The 21,197-nt window shown below is 56.3% G+C and carries 17 protein-coding genes; 7 read left to right on the top strand and 10 right to left on the bottom strand.

What is annotated here, in order from left to right:
• Nucleotides 1–5: 5 nt before the first annotated feature.
• The 3 genes from FJ695_RS03415 to FJ695_RS03405 are packed head-to-tail and all read right to left on the bottom strand — an operon-like array spanning nt 6 to nt 3,980.
• Nucleotides 6–791 carry a carnitinyl-CoA dehydratase gene (locus FJ695_RS03415; protein WP_141184133.1) on the bottom strand — a complete coding sequence of 262 codons (786 nt, stop codon included), beginning with the start codon at nt 789–791 and terminating at the stop codon, nt 6–8.
• Entirely contained in the window at nt 781–2,817 is a 2,037-nt protein-coding gene (locus FJ695_RS03410) for an acetate--CoA ligase family protein (RefSeq protein ID WP_141184132.1), read from the bottom strand. Before FJ695_RS03410 ends, FJ695_RS03415 begins: the two co-directional genes overlap by 11 nt.
• A 2-nt stretch (nt 2,818–2,819) precedes the next feature.
• The gene (locus FJ695_RS03405; protein WP_141184131.1) at nt 2,820–3,980 is read right to left on the bottom strand and encodes an acyl-CoA dehydrogenase family protein; all 1,161 of its coding nucleotides are present in this window, start codon (nt 3,978–3,980) and stop codon (nt 2,820–2,822) included.
• A gap of 79 nt (nt 3,981–4,059) precedes the next feature.
• Here FJ695_RS03405 and FJ695_RS03400 point away from each other — a divergent pair, with 79 nt between their 5' ends.
• Nucleotides 4,060–5,022: a GlxA family transcriptional regulator gene (locus FJ695_RS03400; RefSeq protein ID WP_141184130.1), complete on the top strand. Its 963-nt coding sequence runs from the start codon at nt 4,060–4,062 to the stop codon at nt 5,020–5,022.
• Here the strand turns inward: FJ695_RS03400 and FJ695_RS03395 are convergent.
• Nucleotides 4,971–5,969, bottom strand: a complete 999-nt coding sequence (locus tag FJ695_RS03395; RefSeq protein WP_141184129.1) for a GlxA family transcriptional regulator — start codon at nt 5,967–5,969, stop codon at nt 4,971–4,973. The genes FJ695_RS03400 and FJ695_RS03395 overlap by 52 nt on opposite strands.
• Nucleotides 5,970–6,290: 321 nt before the next feature.
• Between FJ695_RS03395 and FJ695_RS03390 the strand changes: the two genes are divergently transcribed.
• From FJ695_RS03390 to FJ695_RS03365, 6 genes are all read left to right on the top strand, one after another.
• Nucleotides 6,291–7,868, top strand: a complete 1,578-nt coding sequence (locus FJ695_RS03390; protein ID WP_141184128.1) for an ABC transporter substrate-binding protein — start codon at nt 6,291–6,293, stop codon at nt 7,866–7,868.
• Nucleotides 7,869–7,966: 98 nt separating this feature from the next.
• Nucleotides 7,967–8,920, top strand: a complete 954-nt coding sequence (locus FJ695_RS03385; protein ID WP_247653784.1) for an ABC transporter permease — start codon at nt 7,967–7,969, stop codon at nt 8,918–8,920.
• Nucleotides 8,921–9,067: 147 nt separating this feature from the next.
• Complete coding sequence (locus FJ695_RS03380; RefSeq protein ID WP_209011063.1) at nt 9,068–9,865, top strand: ABC transporter permease; 798 nt, start codon at nt 9,068–9,070, stop codon at nt 9,863–9,865.
• A 9-nt stretch (nt 9,866–9,874) separates the two neighbouring features.
• Nucleotides 9,875–11,512 carry an ABC transporter ATP-binding protein gene (locus FJ695_RS03375; RefSeq protein WP_141184127.1) on the top strand — a complete coding sequence of 546 codons (1,638 nt, stop codon included), beginning with the start codon at nt 9,875–9,877 and terminating at the stop codon, nt 11,510–11,512.
• A 34-nt stretch (nt 11,513–11,546) separates the two neighbouring features.
• Entirely contained in the window at nt 11,547–12,536 is a 990-nt protein-coding gene (locus FJ695_RS03370; protein ID WP_141184126.1) for an NADPH:quinone reductase, read from the top strand.
• Nucleotides 12,533–13,297 carry an SDR family oxidoreductase gene (locus FJ695_RS03365; RefSeq protein ID WP_141184125.1) on the top strand — a complete coding sequence of 255 codons (765 nt, stop codon included), beginning with the start codon at nt 12,533–12,535 and terminating at the stop codon, nt 13,295–13,297. Before FJ695_RS03370 ends, FJ695_RS03365 begins: the two co-directional genes overlap by 4 nt.
• Before the next feature lie 22 nt (nt 13,298–13,319).
• Here the strand turns inward: FJ695_RS03365 and FJ695_RS03360 are convergent, their stop codons facing one another.
• From FJ695_RS03360 to FJ695_RS03335, 6 genes are all read right to left on the bottom strand, one after another.
• On the bottom strand, nt 13,320–13,961 hold the full coding sequence (locus tag FJ695_RS03360) for a TetR/AcrR family transcriptional regulator (RefSeq protein ID WP_141184124.1): 642 nt from the start codon (nt 13,959–13,961) through the stop codon (nt 13,320–13,322).
• Nucleotides 13,962–14,062: 101 nt separating this feature from the next.
• Nucleotides 14,063–15,130, bottom strand: a complete 1,068-nt coding sequence (locus tag FJ695_RS03355) for a siderophore-interacting protein (RefSeq protein WP_141184123.1) — start codon at nt 15,128–15,130, stop codon at nt 14,063–14,065.
• A gap of 68 nt (nt 15,131–15,198) precedes the next feature.
• The gene (fhuB, locus tag FJ695_RS03350) at nt 15,199–17,178 is read right to left on the bottom strand and encodes a Fe(3+)-hydroxamate ABC transporter permease FhuB (RefSeq protein WP_141184122.1); all 1,980 of its coding nucleotides are present in this window, start codon (nt 17,176–17,178) and stop codon (nt 15,199–15,201) included.
• Nucleotides 17,175–18,053: an ABC transporter substrate-binding protein gene (locus FJ695_RS03345; RefSeq protein ID WP_141184121.1), complete on the bottom strand. Its 879-nt coding sequence runs from the start codon at nt 18,051–18,053 to the stop codon at nt 17,175–17,177. The genes fhuB and FJ695_RS03345 overlap by 4 nt, the downstream gene beginning before the upstream one ends.
• Nucleotides 18,043–18,849, bottom strand: coding sequence for an ABC transporter ATP-binding protein (locus tag FJ695_RS03340; protein ID WP_141184120.1), 807 nt, complete (start codon nt 18,847–18,849; stop codon nt 18,043–18,045). Before FJ695_RS03340 ends, FJ695_RS03345 begins: the two co-directional genes overlap by 11 nt.
• A gap of 66 nt (nt 18,850–18,915) precedes the next feature.
• A complete protein-coding gene (locus FJ695_RS03335; RefSeq protein WP_141184119.1) occupies nt 18,916–21,036 on the bottom strand; it encodes a TonB-dependent receptor in 2,121 nt (706 codons plus the stop codon).
• Nucleotides 21,037–21,197: the final 161 nt, after the last annotated feature.

Here is a 21,197-nt window from a genome sequence, read left to right as displayed (position 1 = left end):
CCCTTTTACCGGCCCTTCCAGACCGGATCGCGTTTTTCTGCAAAAGCCCGTGCGCCCTCCAGCTGATCTTCAGACCGGTAGAGGGTTTCGACGGTGGCAAATTGGCTTTTGGTGATCCGGGACAGGGCGTCCTGGAATTTCATGTCTTCGGCTTCGCGGACAACTTCCTTGATCGCCGCGTAGACCAGCGGTGGGCCGGAGGCGAGCAATTCCGCAAGCTTGCGGGCCTCCGCCATCAAATCTGCTGCGGGATAAACGTGATTGACCAGTCCCCAGCGAGCGGCTTCTTCAACTTCGATCCAGCGACCGGTCAGCAGCATTTCCATGGCAATATGATAAGGAATCCGCTTTGGCAGCTTGATGCTGGCCGCATCCGCAACGGTCCCGGAGCGGATTTCCGGAAGTGCGAAACTCGCGTGTTCAGCAGCAAGAATAATGTCGGCGGACAGCGCCAATTCCAAGCCGCCGCCGCAGCAAATGCCATTGACGGCCGCGATTACCGGCTTGTTGAGGCCGCGCAGTTCCTGCAAGCCGCCAAAACCGCCCTTGCCGTAGTCGCCATCAACCGCATCGCCATCAGCGGCCGCTTTCAGGTCCCAGCCCGGGCAAAAGAACTTTTCGCCTGCGCCGGTGACAATGGCGACCCGCAGGTCCGGGTTGTCCCGGAAATCGGTAAAGACGTCGCCCATGATCCGGCTGGTCGCAAGATCAATGGCATTGGCTTTCGGCCGGTCGAGAGTGACCTCTAGAATATGCCCAGTGATTTGGGTCTTAATTGGATTATCCGTCATGCTTTTGTCCGCATCTGATGAGGGCGTCCGCCGCAATGGCAAAGTCTGGTCCGCAAAGGAGCGGGTTTATCTCGGCTTCTTCAACCGCACCCGACAAAACGTATGTCTGAAGTGCCAGAATAGTATCGAGGATTTTGTCGATGTCACAGGCAGGCCGTCCCCGGAATCCTTTGAGCACTTTTGAAATCCGCAAGCGGTCAAGGGCCTTTTCAAGGTCTTCCCGGCTGGCCGGGATGGTCAAAGAGACGCCATCTTCCAGAAGTTCGGTCAACACACCGCCGGCCGCCAGGGTCAACACATAGCCGTGACCTGGGTCGCGCACGACACCGATCAATAACTCTGCGAGCGTTCCAGTGACCATCTCTTCTACGAGAAATCCATCCACTTGCATATGTGCTGCAGCAGCCAGAACGTCCTCGCTGGACGTCAGATTGAGAACAACAGCGCCTGCCTCGCTCTTATGGGCGATGCCCAGGCCTTTCAGGACAACTGGATAGCCGATCTTATCGGCAAGAGTGGCTGCCTCTTCCGCAGTTTTGGCCGTTGCGTTTTTGGGAATTCGGACGCCAAAAGTGCTCAATCTCTCTTTGGCGGTGTCTTCACTTAAAGTTTCGACCTGCACCAGCTGCCCCGGAACAAAGATGCCGGTATCAGTTGGCGGCGACGTAAGTTTTGACGCGACGGAGATCGCGGCCATGGTTTCTTCCATCCCGGCGAAGGGAACAATGTTCCGCCTAATCAGATCCTCAGCAATGATTTCCGGCAGCGCTTCCGGGAGCGAGGCAACCACGCCCATCGGTTTGCCTGAGGTCCGGGCGGCCAAATCAATCGAATCGATAACTTTCTCCCACTCCGCACCATTACAGCGGTCGCTGCGTGGAAAATCCAACACCACCAAGCCGAGTGCCAGATCACCAGCCATCATGGCCGCGAACGTGTCGGCCATGGCTGCAGGATCACTCCAGATATAAGTGTGATAATCAAGCGGATTGGCGAGGGCGACCTTCGGGCCGAGTGCGCTACGCAGCCCATTCGATTGGCAATTTGTAAGCTCCGGAAATGTAATGTCATGGGCAAGGCCCAGATCCGCCATGAGACTGGCTTCACCACCGGAACAAGACATCGAAGCAATTCGGGTATTGGGTAATGGACCGTGAACATGGAAAAGCTTGAGCGTTTCCAAGAGAATCGGAAGTGTCTGGACTTCGGCAATTCCCAATCGGTCAAACAGCGCTGACGCGCCTGCAGACGTCCCCGCTATTGAAGCTGTATGGGAGACCGTTGCGGCCTGAGCCTGCTCGGATCGTCCGGTCTTCAGCGCCACGACCGGCTTTCCGCAGGCCCAGGCCTTGCGGGCGAAGGCTTCAAAAGCGAAAAGATTGTCGATCCCCTCGATATGAAGACCTATCGCCGTCACGCGGTCGTCTTGCAAAAGCGCTTCGCCAATCTGAGACAACCCGGATTGCGCTTGGTTGCCGACTGTCATGACATAAGCCACCGGCAGGCCGCGGGTCTGCATGGTCAGGTTCAGCGCAATGTTGGAGCTTTGCGAAATGATCGCGACTCCGCGGTCAATTTTGGCCAAGCCATGCTGATCCGGCCAGAGGGACGCTGTCTCAAGCGCATTGATGAACCCGTAGCAGTTCGGGCCGAGGATCGGCATATCGCCAGCAGCTTCAATCAGAGCGTCCTGCAGGTCATTTCCGTCTTCGAGCTCAGCAGCAGCCTCGCGGAAACCGGAAGCAAAACAGACAGCGCCTCCCACACCGAGCTGAGCTGCTTCGCGCACGACCTCAATAGTGACATGGCGGTTCACCCCAATAAAAATCGCATCCGGCACATCTTCCAGATCCGCCAGAGAGGTGACGGCCGGAATACCGCCAACATCCGAGCGTTTGGGGTGGATGGCTGAAAGTTTACCGGAGTAACCGAACGCTTTGCATTGCGTGAGAACACTCTCGCACCAAGCGCCACCGCCGATGACCGCAATCGACCGCGGGTTTAATAAGCGGGTCAAAGACCGCATCTTTAAGCCCCCAACGGCCGGAAGATATCGCGGCTGATGATGTGGCGTTGGATTTCGCTGGTGCCGTCCCAGATCCGTTCCACGCGGGCATCGCGCCAGAACCGTTCGATCGGGAAATCGTCCATCAAACCCATGCCGCCAAAGATCTGCAGCGTGGTGTCTGTCACCCGGGCCAACATTTCTGTTGCATAGACTTTGGCGCTGGCGATTTCACGGTTGGCCGGCAGGTTTTGATCCAACCGCCAGGCACCTGCAAGCGTCAGCCAATCGGCGGCATCGATCTCGGTGATCATGTCGGCCACCTGGAAACTCACCCCCTGGAACTTGGCGATGGACTGGCCGAACTGCTTCCGCTCAGCGGCATAGTTGACGGCATAGTCAAAGCAGCGCCGCGCGCGGCCAACGCTCATGGCAGCAACAGTCAGGCGGGTTGCGTACAGCCACTCGTTCATGACTTCAAACCCGCCGTCGACTTCACCAAGCACTTGAGCATCGGGCAAGCGGCATTGATCGAAATAAAGAATGTAGTTTTTGTAGCCCTTGTGGCTCACGGAATTGTAGCCGTCACGAACTTCAAATCCGGGTGTGCCCCGGTCTACCAGGAAACAGGTGATCCGTTTTTTCGGCCCCTTAGGCGTGTCATCCACACCGGTCGCCACAAAGACAATGAAGAAATCGGCGTGTTCAGCGCCGGAAATGAAGTGCTTGGAGCCGCTGATCACCCAATCACCGCCATCACGCACGGCCTGGCATTTCATGCCGCGGACATCGGAACCGGCATCGGGCTCAGTCATGGCCAAGGCATCCATTTTCTCACCCCGGACGGCTGGCAGAAGGTATTTTTCGATCTGCTCTTCTTTACAGGCCATCAGGATGTTCTGCGGCCGGCCGAAGAAGTGGTTGAGAGCCATCGAACCGCGGCCAAGTTCGCGCTCCACAAGCGTGAAATCCAGATGGCTCAGTCCAGCGCCGCCGACGCTTTCGGGGAAGTTACAGGCATAAAATCCAAGGTCGATGCACTTCTGCTTAAGTTTCTCGCCAAGCTCATGCGGCACCTGACCGGTTTTCTCAACCATCTCTTCGTGCGGGTAGATTTCGTTCTCTACGAATGATCGCACTGTGGAGACGATCATCTCTTGTTCTTCGGTCAGGCCAAAATGCATCGCCGTCGCCCCTCTTGATTTGCTGACAAGAGAGTGTGAAGAATTCGAATTTCGTTCTGTGCAGTTTTGGTGGGATGTTGTGCAGTTTTTGAAAAAATCTGATCCGCAGTCGTCGCAACAGATCCGGTCGATCTGCGTCCTGCTGTTCGAGAACTTTTCCAACCACTGCCTAGCAAACGCCATCGAACCATTCCGCGCAGCCAACACCATCGCCCGGAAACGGCTTTATTCCTGGCAACATGTCAGTGTGGCAGGTGGTACAGTGGTGTCTTCAAGCGGATTGCCTGTTGAAACGCTCAGTTGGGCCGACGCGCAGCCAGGCGGTGACTACCTGTTTGTTATGCCAAGTTACGGCTTCAAGTCGTATTCGACCCCAAAACTGCACCAAATTTTACGCGCGGCACGAAAGCGGTTCAAATTGCTCGGGGGCCTCGACACGGGCGGCTGGATGCTGGCTGCGGCCGGTTTGATAGATAACAGACAAGCAACCATCCACTGGGATGAGCTTTCGGGCTTTGCCGAAGCCTTTCCGGAAATTGATGTTGTTGAGGACCGCTATGTCCTGGAAGACACGGTTGCGACCTGTGGCGGCGCTTCGACCACGTTCGAACTGATGTTGGAAATTATCAAGAAGGATCACAGTCCGCTGTTTTCTCTGGAAGTGGCCACATTGTTCATGCATGGCAGCTCCGGTGAAAGGTCAGAACTGTTTCAAGAACGGACTGCCGATCGGCTGATGCGCGAAGCGACCGCCTTGATGCGGCGGAACATTGAAAACCCCTTGACCATCCCTAGCGTGGCCGGACGCCTGAAGGTCGATCAGCGTTTGTTGGAAAACCGGTTCAATGCTGAATTTGGCATGACACCAAAGGCTATCTACAAGGCCATCCGTCTGCGGGAGGCGCGGCGGCTCATCCGCTACACAGACCTGACCATTGCCGAAATCGCAATCCGCTGCGGTTATCAAAACGCCAGTGCAATGACACGTGCCTACAGGCTCGAGTTTGACGCAACGCCCCGGTCCGACCGGTTGTCCGGATGACCCTCTCGGCGAAGTTTTCCAGGCGGGATGCCGAATTCAGCCACAAATGCCCGGATCATTGCACTGACGTTGGCATAGCCGCACCGGCAGGCGATTTCCCCGATTGTCAGCGAGCCATCAGTGGCCAAATGCCTGGCTGTTGCCAAGCGAATGCGCCGGTAGACAACGGACGGTGTTGTTCCAAACTCTTGGGAAAACAGATCTTGCAAACGGCGCTGCGACAGGCCGGTTTTTGACGCGAGCTTGGAAATCGGCAGCGGCGTTTCCTGGTTTTCCAGCATGACCTTGATGGTGCGTTTGACCGCATCGCTGCGCGCTTGAGGCAATGGAAACGCAAGCTGGGATGAGGAGCCATCGTGCATCAGCATCAGCCCGACTTCCAGGCGCAGCGCTTCCCCATGATGTTCAGCAACCAAGTGTGAGGAAAGATCGTATGCAGCCATGGCGCCGGTGCAGGTAATCCGGTTGCCGTCGATGACATAACGATCCCGAAACGTCGTCACGTCAGGAAAGGTTTCCGCGAAATGGGTATGCTCTTCCCAATGAATGGTGGCCTTGCGGCCATCAAGTAGACCTGCACTTGCCAACAGCCAACTGCCGGCATCCATCGCGATCATCACGTCGTGCCGGGTTGCAGCGGCCCTCAGCGCTGCAAAGCTCGCTGGCGTGCTGTGCAAGACGAAGTCATAGCTGCACAAAACCACGACAGCGTATCCGGGCTCTGCGTGGCTCAAGGCGCCGTCAGGTATAATGCGAAGCCCGCTCGAGGACTGAATGGGTGCCCCGTCCAGTGTCACATACTTCCATTGATAGAGGCTCTGGCCGCTGATCGCATTGGCGGCTCGAAAGGGTTCAATGGCGTTGGCCAGGCAATTGTTAGAGAACTTGTCGAACAGCAGAACATTTAACTTCCGCGTTTTTTGAGCCGGATTCGACCAGATCGGCATATTCTTATTCCATTTGCGCACAGTCCATTCTCGGAACAGCACTACGCTTTTAAGGAAATGACAAGGGGAAAATGTCGGTTCATGACGACTGCGCGCCGTATTTGAGCGGGGCGCTGCAGACTGCACCTTAACAATGAAAGACGTTGACTGACTAATCAATCAAAATAAAGATAGCGGTCGCGGGTGGGTGTGATATCGGTGTTTGTATCGTTTGCATGCGAAACAATTTCCGGTGGCGCAGAAAACAAAAAATCAGAGGGAAGATCTGCGATATAGTGGGTCACGAAGTTCAAGCACAGAAAATATCCGGAGGAGGATCGAATGATAAAAGATCTAACAAAAACTGCTTCCAAGGGAATTTCCCGCAGAACCATTCTGCAAGGGGCAACCGCACTTGGAGGTGCGGCAGCACTGTCTGCTATGGGCGCGCGCGGTGCGCACGCCGAGCCGAAAAAAGGCGGCACATTGCGTCTTGCAATGGGTCATGGCAACACGTCCGACAGCTATGATCCGGCTACCTGGGACAACGCATACGTCCAGGTTTTTGCAACGGCTCGTCACGGTTACCTGACTGAAATCGCTGCCGATGGATCCCTGGTTGGCGAAGTCGCTGAAAGCTGGGAAGCAAGCCCGGACGCCAAGGTTTGGACACTGAAGCTGCGTGACGGCGTTACGTTCCATTCAGGCAAAACCGTTTCAGCTGAAGACGTGATCGCGTCATTGAACCATCACCGGGGTGAAGACAGTAAATCGGCAGCAAAGCCGATCGTGGCACCAATCACCGACATCAAGTCTGATGGACCGTCCACGGTTGTCGTGACGTTGGAAAACGGCAACTCCGATTTCCCGTTCATCCTGTCGGATTATCACCTGCCAGTTATGCCGGCAGCTAATGGTGCTATCGACCCGGCCAGCAATGACGGGTGTGGTGCTTATGTTGTGGAATCCTATGAGCCGGGCGTTCAGGCGACACTGAAACGCAATCCGAACTATTGGAAGTCGGATCGGGCCCATTTCGATGGCGTTGAAATTCTCGCAATCCTGGACTCCGCAGCGCGCTTGAACGCTTTGGTGACAGGCGAAGCCGACGTAATCGACCGGGTCGATGTGAACACAGCGCACATGCTGAGCCGTTCGCCAAATCTGAAACTCCTGACCACCACAGGAACGCAGCATTACACCTTTGCCATGGATACGCGTGCTGCGCCGTTCAATGACAACAACGTGCGTCAGGCGTTGAAATACGCCATCGACCGCCAGGAACTGGTCAACAAGGTTCTGAACGGCTTCGGTGAAGTCGGCAACGATCATCCGATTGGACGTTCCAACCGGTTCTTCGCAGCAGAACTCGAGCAGCACACTTACGATCCTGATAAGGCGAAGCATTATCTGAAGCAGGCCGGTCTCGACAGCCTGGACGTTGCCTTGTCAGCATCTGACGCGGCCTTCACCGGTTCTGTCGATGCCGGTGTGCTTTACTCAGAATCTGCCAAGGCAGCTGGCATCAACATCGAAATCGTGCGTGAGCCGAACGATGGCTACTGGTCAAACGTCTGGATGAAAAAGCCGTTCTGCGCGGTTTACTGGGGCGGACGCCCGACTGAAGACTGGATGTTTGCTACCGCATATGCCTCAGGTGTGCCGTGGAACGACACTTACTGGGAAAATGAGCGGTTCAACAAGCTGCTGGTCGAAGCCCGTTCCGAGCTTGACGAAGAAAAGCGTCGCGAAATGTACTTCGAGATGCAGAACATTGTCAGCAACGAAGGCGGCACGGTTATCCCGATGTTCGCAAGTTATGTCATGGCCCATTCGACGGCCATCGCAACTCCCGAGAAAGTTGGCGCCAACTGGACGCTTGACGGTTTCCGCGCTGTCGAGAGATGGTGGTTCGCCTAAAAACGCTGCTGCAAGGCCCGGAATACACCGGGCCTTGCGGTAACAAGATGTGACCGGCACATCCGGCGTTTCCGCGCGCCATCTCTGGGGGAGATTTAGTGGGTAAAATCTGGCTTATGATTGCCAAGCGCCTTGGGCTTGGCCTTTTGACCCTGTTTGCAATTTCGCTGTTGATCTTTGCGGCGGTCGAGATGTTACCGGGCGACATTGCCCAGGAAATCCTCGGACAATCGGCAACCCCGGAAACCGTTGCAGCTTTCCGCCGGGAACTCGGTTTGGACCTCCCGGCCTATCAACGGTACCTGAGCTGGTTAGGCGGTGTGCTTCAGGGAGACTTTGGAAACTCTCTTGCCAATGGCCGGCCAATCGCAGACCTGATCTCAGGTCGCCTTGGCAATACACTATTTCTTGCTCTTTATGCAGCGGCAATTTCAATCCCGCTTGCCGTCGGCCTAGGTATTTTGGCAGCTCTTTACAGAAACTCTTTGTTTGACCGGACAGTGAACCTGGTCACGTTGAGCTCGATCTCATTCCCGGAGTTTTTTGTCGCCTACATTCTGATTGTTCTTCTGGCGCAAAGCGGGATGTTCCCATCGCTTGCAACGCTCAAACCGGGCACGTCCTTCGGTGAACAACTCTACCGGACATTCCTTCCGGCCCTGACGCTCACCTTGGTGGTGACTGCACACATGATGCGTATGACCCGGGCCGCGATCATCAACCTACTGGCATCGCCCTATATCGAGATGGCCCGATTGAAAGGGATTAGTCCGGCACGGATCATCGTCAAACACGCTTTGCCGAATGCTTTGGCACCGATTATCAACGTCATCGCCCTCAATTTGGCCTACCTCATCACCGGGGTTGTGGTCGTCGAGGTTGTGTTTGTGTATCCGGGCCTTGGTCAGCTGATGGTGGATTCGGTCGCCAAACGCGACTTCACCGTTGTTCAGGCCGCGGCCCTGATTTTCGCTTGCGCTTATGTCCTTCTCAATCTGACTGCGGATGTCCTGGCGACCTTGTCCAACCCGCGCCTCATTCATTCGCGTTAGGAGGCGGGCATGGCATCTTCAACTCCACTTTGGATGACCCTGATCTATTGCGCGGCAGCATTGGGCCTTGCCGCCGCGAGTGCCTATGTGTTCCGCACTGTGCTGATCACGGCTGGAACTGGATCCTTCGCAAAACTTGCCCGGACTATGCCGCTATCGGCAAGTTTTGGCCTGCTGGTTATCGTGATCTATTTTGTGGTCGCCGTGTTCGCACCGTTGATTGCACCGTTCGGTGAGACGGAAGTCGTTGGCGCACAGTTTCTCCCCTGGGACAGCGCTCACTGGCTTGGCACAGACAACATTGGCCGGGATATGTTCACACGCCTGGTTTACGGCGCGCGCAACACGGTGGGCATTGCCTTTGCCACCTCTTTGTTGGCCTTTTTCGTGGGCTCCATCCTCGGGCTGCTTGCAGCGGTTCTCGGCGGCTGGATCGATGAACTGCTCAGCCGGTTCGTAGACATTTTGATGGCAATCCCATCCTTGATCTTCGCGCTTCTGTTGCTGACGATTTTTGGAACATCGATCGTCAATATGATCCTGGTAATCGCGATGATTGACGCCACCCGGGTGTTCCGGCTGGCCCGGTCGGTTGCGATGAACATTGTTGTCATGGACTACATCGAAGCGGCCCGGCTGCGTGGTGAAGGTCTTGGCTATCTGATCATCCGTGAGATCTTGCCGAATGCGGCAGCGCCGCTGGTGGCAGAATTCGGCCTCCGGTTTTGTTTCGTGTTCCTGTCGATATCGGCCTTGTCCTTCTTGGGCCTTGGCATTCAACCGCCGACTGCGGACTGGGGATCCATGGTGCGTGACAACGCCACTTTGATTACTTTTGGTGACATCACTCCGTTGCTGCCGGCTGGCGCTATTGCGCTTTTGACCGTGGCGGTCAACTTCGTCGTTGACTGGATGCTGCACCGGGCCAGCGGATTGAAGGAGTGAGGATCCGATATGACTGATACGTCAAATACACCGCTCCTGACGATCAAGGGACTGCGCATTGAAGGCCGGTCTGACGAAAAATGGAGCGAAATCGTCAAGGGTGTCGATCTGACGCTCCACCGTGGTGAAGTGCTCGGCTTGATCGGTGAATCCGGGGCAGGCAAATCGACTCTCGGCTTGGCAGCTATGGGATTCACCCGCGACGGCTGCCGGATATCCGGCGGATCGATCACCTTCGATGGCATTGACTTGGTCAAAGCGCCGGCATCGGCAAAGCGCGATCTCTTGGGCAAACGCATCGCCTATGTGGCGCAGTCCGCTGCTGCCAGCTTCAATCCGGCACACCGGTTGATCGATCAATATACGGAAGCCCCGGTTCAGCACGGCACGTCTTCGCGCAGTGATGCGGCGGCCGATGCGGTGGAACTATACCGGAAAATGCAGTTGCCCGATCCGGAAAACATTGGGTTCCGCTATCCGCACCAAGTGTCCGGGGGGCAGTTGCAGCGGGCGATGACCGCAATGGCGATGTCCTGCCGGCCCGATTTGATCATTTTCGATGAGCCAACCACTGCGCTTGATGTGACCACGCAGATTGAGGTTTTGGACGCGATCCGGGACATTGTTGATCAGTTCCAGACCGCAGCGATCTACATTACCCACGACCTGGCGGTGGTTGCCCAGATGGCAGACCGGATCAAGGTGCTGCTACACGGCAATGAGGTCGAGGAAGCCGACACAAAAACCATGCTGGATACGCCAAAGGCGGATTACACCAAATCTCTTTGGGCGGTTCGCAGCCATGCACGTGAAGAGCAGCCGTTAGCAGCTAAAGAAGACACACCGATCGTCTCGGTCAAGAATGTGACAGCGGCCTACGGGCAGTTGAAAGTGCTGCATGACGTCAGTTTCGACGTTCATAAACGCCGGACCGTTGCCGTTGTTGGAGAGTCTGGCAGCGGAAAGTCGACCACGGCCCGCGTGATCACAGGTCTTTTGCAGCCGCTGGCAGGTGAGGTGCTGTTTGATGGCGCACCGCTGCCTGCAGGCTACAAAGCCCGCACGCCCGATCAATTGCGCCAGATCCAGATGATCTATCAGATGGCGGATACGGCCCTTAATCCGAAGCAGAGCATTGGCCAGATCATTGGCCGTCCTGTGCAATTTTACCTCGGCCTGCGCGGCAAGGCGCTGAAAGACCGAGTTCGTGAACTTCTACATATGATCGAACTGGAGCCGGATGAGTTTATCGGCCGGTTGCCGTCAGAACTGTCCGGCGGCCAGAAACAGCGGGTTGGTATTGCCAGAGCGCTTGCGGCGGATCCGAAGTTCATCATTTGCGATGAAGTCACGTCCGCGCTTGATCAGCTGGTGGCCGAAGGCATTTTGAAATTGCTAGACCGTCTGCAAAGCGAGCTTGACCTGGCCTATATGTTCATCACGCACGATCTTGCGACGGTGAAGGCAATCGCTGATGAGGTGGTTGTCATGCAATCGGGCAAGGTGGTCGAACAAGGGCAGAAATCGGCCATGTTTACCCCGCCGCATGATCCTTACACGGAACTGTTGTTGTCGTCGGTTCCTGAAATGGACCCGAACTGGCTGACGGACCTCCTGAAGCAACGCGCAGCGGCGTCGAAAGTCTGAAGCCGAAAGCATTCAATAAGTTGAGGGTAGAGCTATGAAAGCCGCCTATTACGAAACCAATGGTCCGGCCGGCGAAGTCTTTATCGTTGGCGAGCTGGTCGATCCAAAACCGGCACACGGCGAGGTACTCGTCGAGGTTGCCACCTCTGCGGTCAATCCATCGGATGCCAAATCCCGTGCTGGGGTCCGTGGCCCGATGGCTTTCGATCGGGTTATTCCTCATAGCGATGGCGCCGGTCGGATCGTGGCCGTGGGCGACAGCGTCAATGAAGAACGGATCGGTGAACGGGTCTGGCTCTGGAATGCTGGCTGGAAGCGGGCGCATGGGTCGAATGGAACCCTCATCGCGTTGCATGAAGAACAGGCTGTTTATTTGCCTGAAGAAGCAAGTTTTGAAGACGGTGCATGCCTTGGCATTCCGGCTTTGACGGCACACCGCTGCCTCTTTGCCGATGGTGCGATTGACGGCCAGGATATTCTTGTAACTGGTGGGGCGGGGACCGTTGGTTCTTATGCAATCCAGATGGCCAAACTGCGTGGCGCCAGGGTTTTCACCACCGTGAGTTCTGAGGAAAAAGCCGCCCATGCGAGGCAAATGGGCGCTGATGTTGTCCTGAACTACCGCAGCGAAGATGTTGCGGAAAACATTCTGGAAGCCACCTCGGGCAAGGGGGTTGAGCGGATCGTCGAAGTCGAATTCGGCGGCAATCTTGCGACCTCCCGCAAGGTGTTGGCGCAAAACGGCACCATAGCCGCCTATGGTTCCATGGCGGATCCGGAACCTAAACTCCCCTTTTATCCGATGATGTTCGACGGTCAGACGCTGCGCATGGTTTTGGTTTACATCTTGCCGGAAGCGGCACGGACAGCGGGTGTCGTTGATATCACTGGTTGGCTCACCAACAACGATCTGCAGCACCCGGTCGCGCGCACCTTTTCCCTGGACCAGACTGCCGAAGCCCATGCTTTTGTGGAAGCGGGAACCAAGATCGGCACCACGGTCATTAAGGTGGCCGACATATGAGCAAACGGGTTCTGATCACGGCTGGTGCCTCCGGTATCGGCCGGGCGATGGCTGAAAAATTCGCAGCAGATGGGGATCAGGTCTGGGTCGTTGATGTCGATGAGGCTGCGCTCCAGGCCTGTCCAGAGAACTGGCAAAAAGCCTGTCTCGATGTCACTGATGAAGATGCCGTGAGCGCGCTCTTTGCTGGGATCGAGGCCGCATGGGGCGGGCTCGACACGCTGTGCGCCAATGCCGGCATCGCGGGTCCAACTGCAAAGGTCGAAAACATCGCACTGGATGACTGGCGACGTTGCCTGTCCGTGAACCTCGATGGCCCGTTCCTGTTTGCCAAATATGCTGCGCAGTTGATGAAGGCTGCCGGCTCCGGCGCGATTATCGTGACGTCTTCAACTGCCGGGATCTTCGGCTATCCGAACCGCGCGCCTTATGCGGCCGCCAAATGGGGCGTGATAGGGTTCATGAAAACCCTGGCGATGGAACTGGGGCCGTTCGGGATCCGCGCCAACGCCATCTGTCCGGGCGGAGTCGAAGGGCCGCGCATGGAAGGGGTCATGATGCGCGAAGCAGCCGAAAAGGGTACGACCCGCGACGCGATCTATGAAGGCTACACCTCCGGCGTGTCGATGAAGTCTTTCGTGTGGCCCGAGGACATTGCCGAAATGGCAGCGTTTCTGGCTTCAGACGGGGCCCGGCTGGTTTCGGGGCAGGTGATCGCCGTGGACGGTCATACGGAAAACCCGGATCCGAAGGTTCCGTAAGAGTCTTCCGAATTTGGCGTAATCAGGCGTTCAATTTCTCAATGTCGTAGATGAACCGCATCGCTTTGCGGCCCCAGTCGAGGGCGGCCGCGCGTTCCGGGTGGTCGCCGATTTGGGCGGCAGTGGCCAGGCATCCGACGGTCACATGGTGCTGCAGAGTTGCCAGGACTTCGGCCTTTTCGGGAGGAATGGACCGGCCAAACTTTTCTTGAAATCCTACGATACGCTGGAAGACTTCTCTTTGATGTTCTGCTTCCAAAGCGGCAAGTTCTTCGGTACTGCCCATGGCCCTGAGGAGCTGCCAGTGGCCTTTTGAGTTGATGCTGTCGTCGCGGGACAGGCACTCAAAGACGGCATCTGACAGATCATCAAGATTTTCAGACCCGCTGAAACGCGCTCCGACATCATCAAGCCGATCAAGCGTCTCCTGCAGCCATTCACTGAACAGGCTGTAGAAAATTGCCTCTTTTTTCGGAAAATATTGATAAAGCGAGCCAATGCTGATGCCGGCCCGTTTGGCGATCTCGTTAGTTGTTATCTTGTCCGCGGGCCCCTCGTTGAGCATGGCAAGCGTGGTGTCGAGGATCAGTTGGATTTTCGCCTTTGAGCGTTCCTGCTGAGCGGACTTTCGCGCAGAAACGGATTTCGCCGTCGTGGCTGGCACTCTATATCTCCCCCTCGTATGCCTGCTTCTTTCTTGCAATGATCGCCTCAACAGGCAAGAGGCCTTCGGTATTTCTGCATCCACTCAAAAAGCGGACCAGATTAATTGGCTTCCAACGGCCCGCCGTCGCGCCAATAGGTAATTGCGTATTGCTGGCCCTTGGAAAGGCCAAGATCAGATTTGAAAAATCTCCGCATACTTTGCGCGTTTTGATGTTCTCCTGCGAACCAGGCGAAGTCCGGTTTCTTGTTCACCGTCAGGCTTTCAGAATACTGTTCAACATCGCTCCGAAACCGGTCTTCCGGGAGAACGTGTAACGTTAGGTGGGTGGACGGGAGATAATGCGTCAAACAATCTAGGTCAGCAGCTTCTGCAACCACATCTCCAGCGACATTGTCCGGCAGTTCTTCCAGCATGCGAGCCAAAGCGGGCAGCGCGGTCTTGTCACCGCACAGAAGGACGCGCTTTGCCTTGTCCGGTGTTTCGCCTCCGCCGGGACCAAGCAGTCCGATTTTCGCGCCTGGTTTTGCGGCAACGGCCCAGTCTGCGATCAATCCGCCGTCATGGCGGACGATGTCGATATCGAGCACTCCGGCTGTTAGATCGATGAATTTTATTGTGTAATAGCGGACATGTAATTCGTCCGCGCCCTTTGGCCATTTTGTCAGGCCATTTCTAGAGGCTTGAGGCCAAACTGGTGTCCGCTCTGGATTGATTGGCAGCATCAATTTGACATGAATGCCGGGTCCTGCAAGACCGGAAAGGTCGTCGGTTCCGGACAAGCGCAGGCGGATCAAACCGTCCATTGGTTCGCTAACGGAAACAACGGACAGTTCGTGAAAACTGGGGGGAGCTTTCAGGTTGAGTGGTCGCGTACTCTCATCTTCCCAGTGAAGAGCCTCGGCCACTTCGGCATTATATTCTGCCAGATGCAGGGCGGCCGCTTCCTTCAAGAAATACAGGATGCTGACCGATTCCGCCGAAACATTTAGAATGAGTCCAAGGCCATCGGTGCCGATCGCAATAAAGCCACTGCCGACAACAATCTTGAAATCTTTTGGTCCGGTTTGCTCCAGCACGACGTCATGTTCGCGCGCATGATCGAGGAGACGCGCGAAGACACCTTCAGCTTGGTTCAAAGTCACATACGCAGACGATTTGCAGGTCATATAGTCTCTCGGTGTGATACGTGGTGCTGCATAATTGGAAGTGAATATAGAGCAATAAATTCAGTTGCTTACCTGGGTGAGTGCCGACCGAGAAGTGCCATCAGGAAGGGGGTTCCGACAAGTGCCGAGATGAGGCCGGAGGGCATGTCGTAAGGAAAATATCCGTGGCGGCCGATCCAATCGGCTGTCACCATCAGGCAGGCTCCAGCTGATGCGGCTACAAGAAGCTGATCTGCTGGCCGGACAAACCCAAGATGCCGGGCGATATGCGGTGTCATCAGGCCAATAAAACTCAAGGGACCGACAGCAAGCGTTGCAGCCGCCGTCATCAATCCGGCAAGGCAAAACAGCAACCCGCGGGCGCGGGAAACGGGTAGGCCGAGCGATCCGGCCGCCCCTGGCCCAAGTTCCAGAACACCAATCCAGCGCACCAATAAGAGCGCTAAGCCGGGCAAGGCAATGGCCAGGCCGAAGAGAACTGTTGCGCTGTCATAAGTAGCGCCGTAGGTGGTGCCGCTCATCCAGCGCAGCAATTGAAGCGAACGTAGATCCCCCGTCGCGGCCAGAGCGCCAACCAAAGCGTCGAGCAATGCGGTGAACGCGATCCCGGCGAGAACCATGCGTTCCGCCTGAAAGCCACTTTTGCGGTTGAGCAGAAGGATCAAGCCCATGATCGCAAATGCGCCGATGGCCGCGCAAAAGATCATTGGCCCGGTATGCGGGCTGGCCAAGAAAAACAGGCCAAAAGCCAGTCCGAGCATAGCGCCGGAACTGATGCCGAGAACTTCCGGGCTTGCCATGTCATTGCGCGACAGTCTTTGCAAGATAACACCTGCGGCCGCAAGCAAGCTGCCTGCCGCCGCTGCGCTGAAGACACGGGGTGCCCGGAGTTCCAAAAGAAGGTCCGCTGTGGCGTTGGAATAAATGAACTCCCATTCGCCAGAGGTATCGCGGCCAAAGAGAAGGCTGGCGATCACAAGAATGGCTGGAATGAGCGAGCAACCCAACAGCGTCACCGGAAACGGAATAGAGACTCGCTTGACGGCAGCCGGGCTTGAACTCGGAGTTTGTAGTGACTTGGTTTTGCGCAACAGCAGCAGAAGCAGCGGGCTGCCGAAAAGAGCCGTTGCGGCACCGGTCGGAACAAAATCGGCCAGCGATCCGGCAAGAAGCTGAATCGCGTTGTCCGTCAGGAACAAAAGAAAAGCACCGATGAGCGTCGACCAAACAATCTGGCTGAGAACCGTGCGGGCCCCGCTCATCCGCGCGATCACGGGTGCGGCCAATCCAATAAAGCCGATCACTCCGACCGAGCTGGTGACTATGGCTGCCAGTGCAACGGCGATGAGCACGGTGATCATGCGCATTCGTGCAGGGGAGGCGCCGAGTGACTGGGCGGCTTCATCTCCAGCGCTTAAAAGCGTCAGCGGACGAACAAGCAACCCGGCGGCGCAAATTGGTATGGCCAGTTTCCAGAAAAGTCCGATCGGGATAGACCAATCCTGCTGGGAGAGCGATCCTGCCCCCCAAATGAAAAGACTAGCAAGATATCGGTCGTTGAGCAGAACCAGCAGCGTTGCTGCCGCACCGCAATAGAGGCTGACCACCAGGCCGCCGAGCACCAGTGTTACGGGAGAAATATCGCGGCGGGATACAAGGCTGAAAACGAGGCCCGCGGCTATCAAGCTGCCTATCAAGGCAACGATATCGCGGCTGAAGGCAATAAGTGCGGGGGCGAACAGGCCCGCCAGGACCAGTGCCAAATGCGCACCGGCTGAAACGCCAAGCGTGGTGGGTGAGGCCAGCGGGTTTCTGAGGGCGATCTGAAGCAACGCGCCGGAAAGAGACAGCGCCGCGCCACACAGCAACGCTGTCACCATGCGGGGCAGTGTCGAGTAAAGGGCGATCATGCGCTCCACATCATATCCGGCGGGCGTCTCCATCAGACTGAGAAGGACAGTCGCAACATGCGGCCAGCCCACAAGAGTTGCGCCAACAATCAGCGTGATTGAGAGAACCGGTGCACGGTTGGAAAGGGCAGCAGTCATGACGGGAGCCCTTCCAAGTAGTCCGTGATCAATCGGGCAAAGCGCAAGGCGGACGGCACCATGCCAAAGGTCAGAACCGCGGGGAAAACCTGATAGTTGCCGTTTTGGACCACCGGCATCGTCCGCCAGATCGGGCTTGATGCCAGCGTCGGCTTGATTTCGTCGACGATCGGCTCAAAGGCGATCAGATGCATGTCTTGAGGGGCGAAGCGGGCGAGCTCTTCCAGCCCGACCGTTGCAAAACCCCAGTAGTTGGTTGGACGGGTCCAGGCATTTTCAAGACCGATCCGGTCCAGGACGTTCTGATAAAGACTGCTAGCGCCATAGATCCGGACATGGCGTCGATCCATGAAATTGACCAGCGCAACAGGTGGACGTTTTTTCGTTGCAAGCCGGACTTTCAGGCCCTCAAATTCGGCATCGGCCGATGTTAGAAAAGCGTCCGCGTCGCCTTGAAGGCCGGCCAAGCGGCCAAGGTTCTCAGTTTCGACATATGCGTTTTTGAGCGGTGTGCCGGTCTGATTGTAGACTGCAACCATGTGAATTGGCGCGATTGGTTCCAGGCGTCCGCGCAACATATCCGTATAGGGTGTTGTGATGATCAAGTCAGGCTTGAGCGCCGCGATCACCTCCAGATTGACGGCAAGATCTTGACCGACATTGGCGACTGAACCGGGAAGCTCTGGTTCCACAACCCACCGGTTCCAGTGGTCCGCGGATTGAACGCCGACCGGGGGGAGACCGAGGGAAATCAGCGTTTCGGCAGCCGCATAATCCAGCGAGACAATCCGCGACGCGCTTGACGCAAATACCGGGAACGAAGCGACAGAAAGCGCGCTTACACCGATCAGAAAGGACCGCCGGTCAATCGGCATAGGCCAATACTCCCTGACCGCCCGGATGGGGGGCGACCGTCATTGGGACGCCAAAGATGTCTTTGAGTGTTGGGGCCGTCAGTAGTTTGTCCGTCGGCCCTTCAGCTGAGCATCGGCCATTTTTCAGGGCAATCAACCGGTCGCAATAACGCGCGGCCATGTTGATGTCATGCAAGACCACGATGACTGCGATGCCCCGGTCGTGGCTTAGGTCCTTCAGTAAATTCAGAATTTCGATCTGATGGGCGATATCGAGCGCTGAAATCGGTTCGTCCAGCAGAAGACACTCAGCATCTTGCGCCACCATCATCGCGATCCAGGCGCGCTGGCGCTCCCCGCCAGACAGCGTATCGACAAGGCGGTCCGCAAGCGGCGCAATATCTGTCAGCTCCATGGCTTCAAGGGTTTTGTCTGCATCCTTGGCGCTGAACCGGCCGAAGGCGCCATGCCAGGGATAGCGTCCGAGCGCCACCAGTTCGCGCACCAGAAGGCCGCGGGTTGCAGGAGGGTCTTGCGGTAGATAAGCAATGGACCTGGCAAGGGTCCGCCGGCCCCATTTGTGAAGGTCCTGACCCTGAAATTGAACTTGGCCAGATGCCGCCATCTGACCGGCCAGGACTTTCAACAATGTGGACTTGCCAGATCCATTGTGTCCGATGAGGCCGGTGATTTTTGAAGCAGCAAATTCAAGATGAGCCGTTTTTAGAAGCTCTTTGCCGTCCACGTTTACAGACACGTCGACACAGGAAAAAAGCGGGCTGGAACTTGATTTCTGCTGCTCAGCGATGGCGGACATCGGACCGGTCTTTCATTTGAAAAACATAAAAAGCTCCGCCGCGTGGGGACGGCGGAGCTTTAGGAGTTAGAACTTCACAGAGTATTTGGCTGAGAAGGTCACTCCCGGTGCTTTGACGTAATAATAGTCATCATAGCCGTAGGACTGGACTGAATAGGCCTGCTGCAAGACGGGGACATAGTCCGCGTTGAGCATGTTCTCGACACCCAACGAAAGTTTGGATGTGTCGTTGACCTGGAAGTCGGCAAACGCATCCATCACGAAATAAGAGTCGATGGTTTCGATGCCGGTGAACTGCGTGCTGTCCGGGTCGCGGTGGCCAGAGTAAAGGCCCTGCAGGCGGAAGTTCGCCCAGTCACGCGGTGAATACTCGACATAGCCGGTCAATTTCAGCGGCGCGATCCGGTCTGACCCGAGATCGGAATCGTATTTGCCGTCTCCGGTCGTATCGTATTCACCCTCAAGCCAGGTCAGCGTACCGCCGACAGCGATCTGATCGGTAACATCATAATTGGCTGCAATCTCGACACCCCAGATCTGCTCCGGTGACAGAACAATGTCTAGGTTGGCGTCGTAGGTCACGCCATTGTTGGACTTATTATAGAAGCCGGTGATCGACGCATCCCAGGCGTTGCCGACAGCACGCAGGCCGACTTCATAGCTGTCGGTTTTCTGTCCATCGTCGGATAGCTGCGACACATTGGTGAAATCGGAATTGTAGAGGTACCGTCCGAGGTCACCCAGCTGGAAGCCTTGAGAAAAACCGCCGAACACGGTGAAAGTATCGTTGAGGTCAACGGACCCGGAGATGTTGAACAGCGGTTCCCGGAATGTCAGCGTGCCACCGGTAACCGACGTGCCGATCTCATTGACATAATCGTTGATGTCGACGGAGAGATGTTCGTAGCGCACACCTGCGGTCAGTTTGGCCCGGTCATCAAACAGCTCAGCACGCAGCTGGGCAAATGGAGCCAAACCAACGAGATCATACTCCGGGGTGTCGACCGGGCCGTCAATCGGGTTGGTTTTGGTCTTGTCGTTCAAGACATCGAGACCCCAGACGAGATCGACTGGCACTTGGTCGATGGGCATTGGCGTGTCGAACGTTGCCCGTCCACCGAGTTTCTGGGATTCGGTCTCATACTGATCGTATTGGAAGCCGAAGAATTCTGTCCGGGTGAAGGTGGTTGTGTTGTCGTTGTAGTAGGCCTGAAGATCCAGCGAACCACTCAAGATGTCATCATTGGTGTAGTTGGCGTTGAGCGTCAGATTGTCAGTTCCTGGTGTGCGGGTGTTCAAGTTACCGCGGGATGGGGTCGCACTGGTGTTGTTTGCGCGGCTGCCGCCGGAAACGATGCCGGCCCAATTGCTGTCCTGCCAGTAGCGGTACTTGTTCGCACTGAAGAGAACCCGGTGGTTCTCGTGCTCGTATCCCAATTTACCGAGGAAGTTGAACGCGCCGATATTATCTGTCCCGCCCTGGGTGCCGAAGGAATCCGGAGGGCGGCGTGCGCCATCTGCGGCAAAGGAGACGCCACTGTCTTCCCAGCTGCCGTTGGCAAGATAGAAGAAGCCGTTCTTGGCCCTGGATGCCCCAGCTTCTGTGATGTAGGAGAGCGATTCACCAAAATTAGACGGAGATGCCTTGAAGCCGAGGCTGAGGTTGGCGTTGAACTCTCCGTCTTCCGGCGTTTTGGTGATGATGTTGACGAGACCACCCGGCGCGCCGAAGCCATACGCCGCCGTTGCGCCACGGACTACTTCGATCTGCCCGATGGCAGACGGGCTGATGTTGTTCAGCGCGCGGTAGTTGTTGTTCAAATTGTTAGTCTGCGGCACCCCGTCGATCAGGGTCAAGAAGTTCCGGCCGCGCAGCGTCTGACCATATTCGGTCAAGTTTTCGGTCGATTGCCCGAAGCCAGGAACGGTCTTCGACAGGATCTGACCGATGTTGGAATTGACGTTGGCCTGGCGCTCGACCTGGTCTTCGGTAACGACCGAGACCGAGACGGTTGCTTCATCAATCGGCGTTTCTGTCCGGGTTGCGGAAGTAACGGTTATCACGTCCAGAAGCGTTGCATCGTCGCTGCTGAGGACGGTTTCATCTTCAAGTGTTAGGTCCTGCGCAGCAGCACCCTGCACAGCTGCCAGGAGTGCGGCTGTGACCAAGCCAGAATATTTCAACATGTGCCCTATTGCCCATCTGTATGCATCCTGGCTTCTGGCTCGGATCTTATGATGACGCAGCTTTATAAATCTTGAGTACTTTGCGCAAGTATTAATGTGAGTAAAAACTCACATAATTGAATGTGCTGTTACCGGAACAACACACCGGCTTGATCTGGAAA

This window comes from Labrenzia sp. PHM005 (assembly GCF_006517275.1).
Classification (GTDB): Bacteria; Pseudomonadota; Alphaproteobacteria; order Rhizobiales; family Stappiaceae; genus Roseibium.
This window is presented reverse-complemented; position numbering and strand designations above follow the sequence as displayed.

Excerpts from the sequence above, each read along its gene's own strand:
- FJ695_RS03415 (WP_141184133.1), bottom strand. The coding sequence starts at position 791 with ATGACGGATAATCCAATTAAGACCCAAATCACTGGGCATATTCTAGAG.
- FJ695_RS03410 (WP_141184132.1), bottom strand. The coding sequence starts at position 2,817 with ATGCGGTCTTTGACCCGCTTATTAAACCCGCGGTCGATTGCGGTCATC.
- FJ695_RS03405 (WP_141184131.1), bottom strand. The coding sequence starts at position 3,980 with ATGCATTTTGGCCTGACCGAAGAACAAGAGATGATCGTCTCCACAGTG.
- FJ695_RS03395 (WP_141184129.1), bottom strand. The coding sequence starts at position 5,969 with ATGCCGATCTGGTCGAATCCGGCTCAAAAAACGCGGAAGTTAAATGTT.
- FJ695_RS03390 (WP_141184128.1), top strand. The coding sequence starts at position 6,291 with ATGATAAAAGATCTAACAAAAACTGCTTCCAAGGGAATTTCCCGCAGA.
- FJ695_RS03380 (WP_209011063.1), top strand. The coding sequence starts at position 9,068 with ATGCCGCTATCGGCAAGTTTTGGCCTGCTGGTTATCGTGATCTATTTT.
- FJ695_RS03375 (WP_141184127.1), top strand. The coding sequence starts at position 9,875 with ATGACTGATACGTCAAATACACCGCTCCTGACGATCAAGGGACTGCGC.
- FJ695_RS03370 (WP_141184126.1), top strand. The coding sequence starts at position 11,547 with ATGAAAGCCGCCTATTACGAAACCAATGGTCCGGCCGGCGAAGTCTTT.
- FJ695_RS03365 (WP_141184125.1), top strand. The coding sequence starts at position 12,533 with ATGAGCAAACGGGTTCTGATCACGGCTGGTGCCTCCGGTATCGGCCGG.
- FJ695_RS03355 (WP_141184123.1), bottom strand. The coding sequence starts at position 15,130 with ATGACCTGCAAATCGTCTGCGTATGTGACTTTGAACCAAGCTGAAGGT.
- fhuB (WP_141184122.1), bottom strand. The coding sequence starts at position 17,178 with ATGACTGCTGCCCTTTCCAACCGTGCACCGGTTCTCTCAATCACGCTG.
- FJ695_RS03345 (WP_141184121.1), bottom strand. The coding sequence starts at position 18,053 with ATGCCGATTGACCGGCGGTCCTTTCTGATCGGTGTAAGCGCGCTTTCT.
- FJ695_RS03340 (WP_141184120.1), bottom strand. The coding sequence starts at position 18,849 with ATGTCCGCCATCGCTGAGCAGCAGAAATCAAGTTCCAGCCCGCTTTTT.
- FJ695_RS03335 (WP_141184119.1), bottom strand. The coding sequence starts at position 21,036 with ATGTTGAAATATTCTGGCTTGGTCACAGCCGCACTCCTGGCAGCTGTG.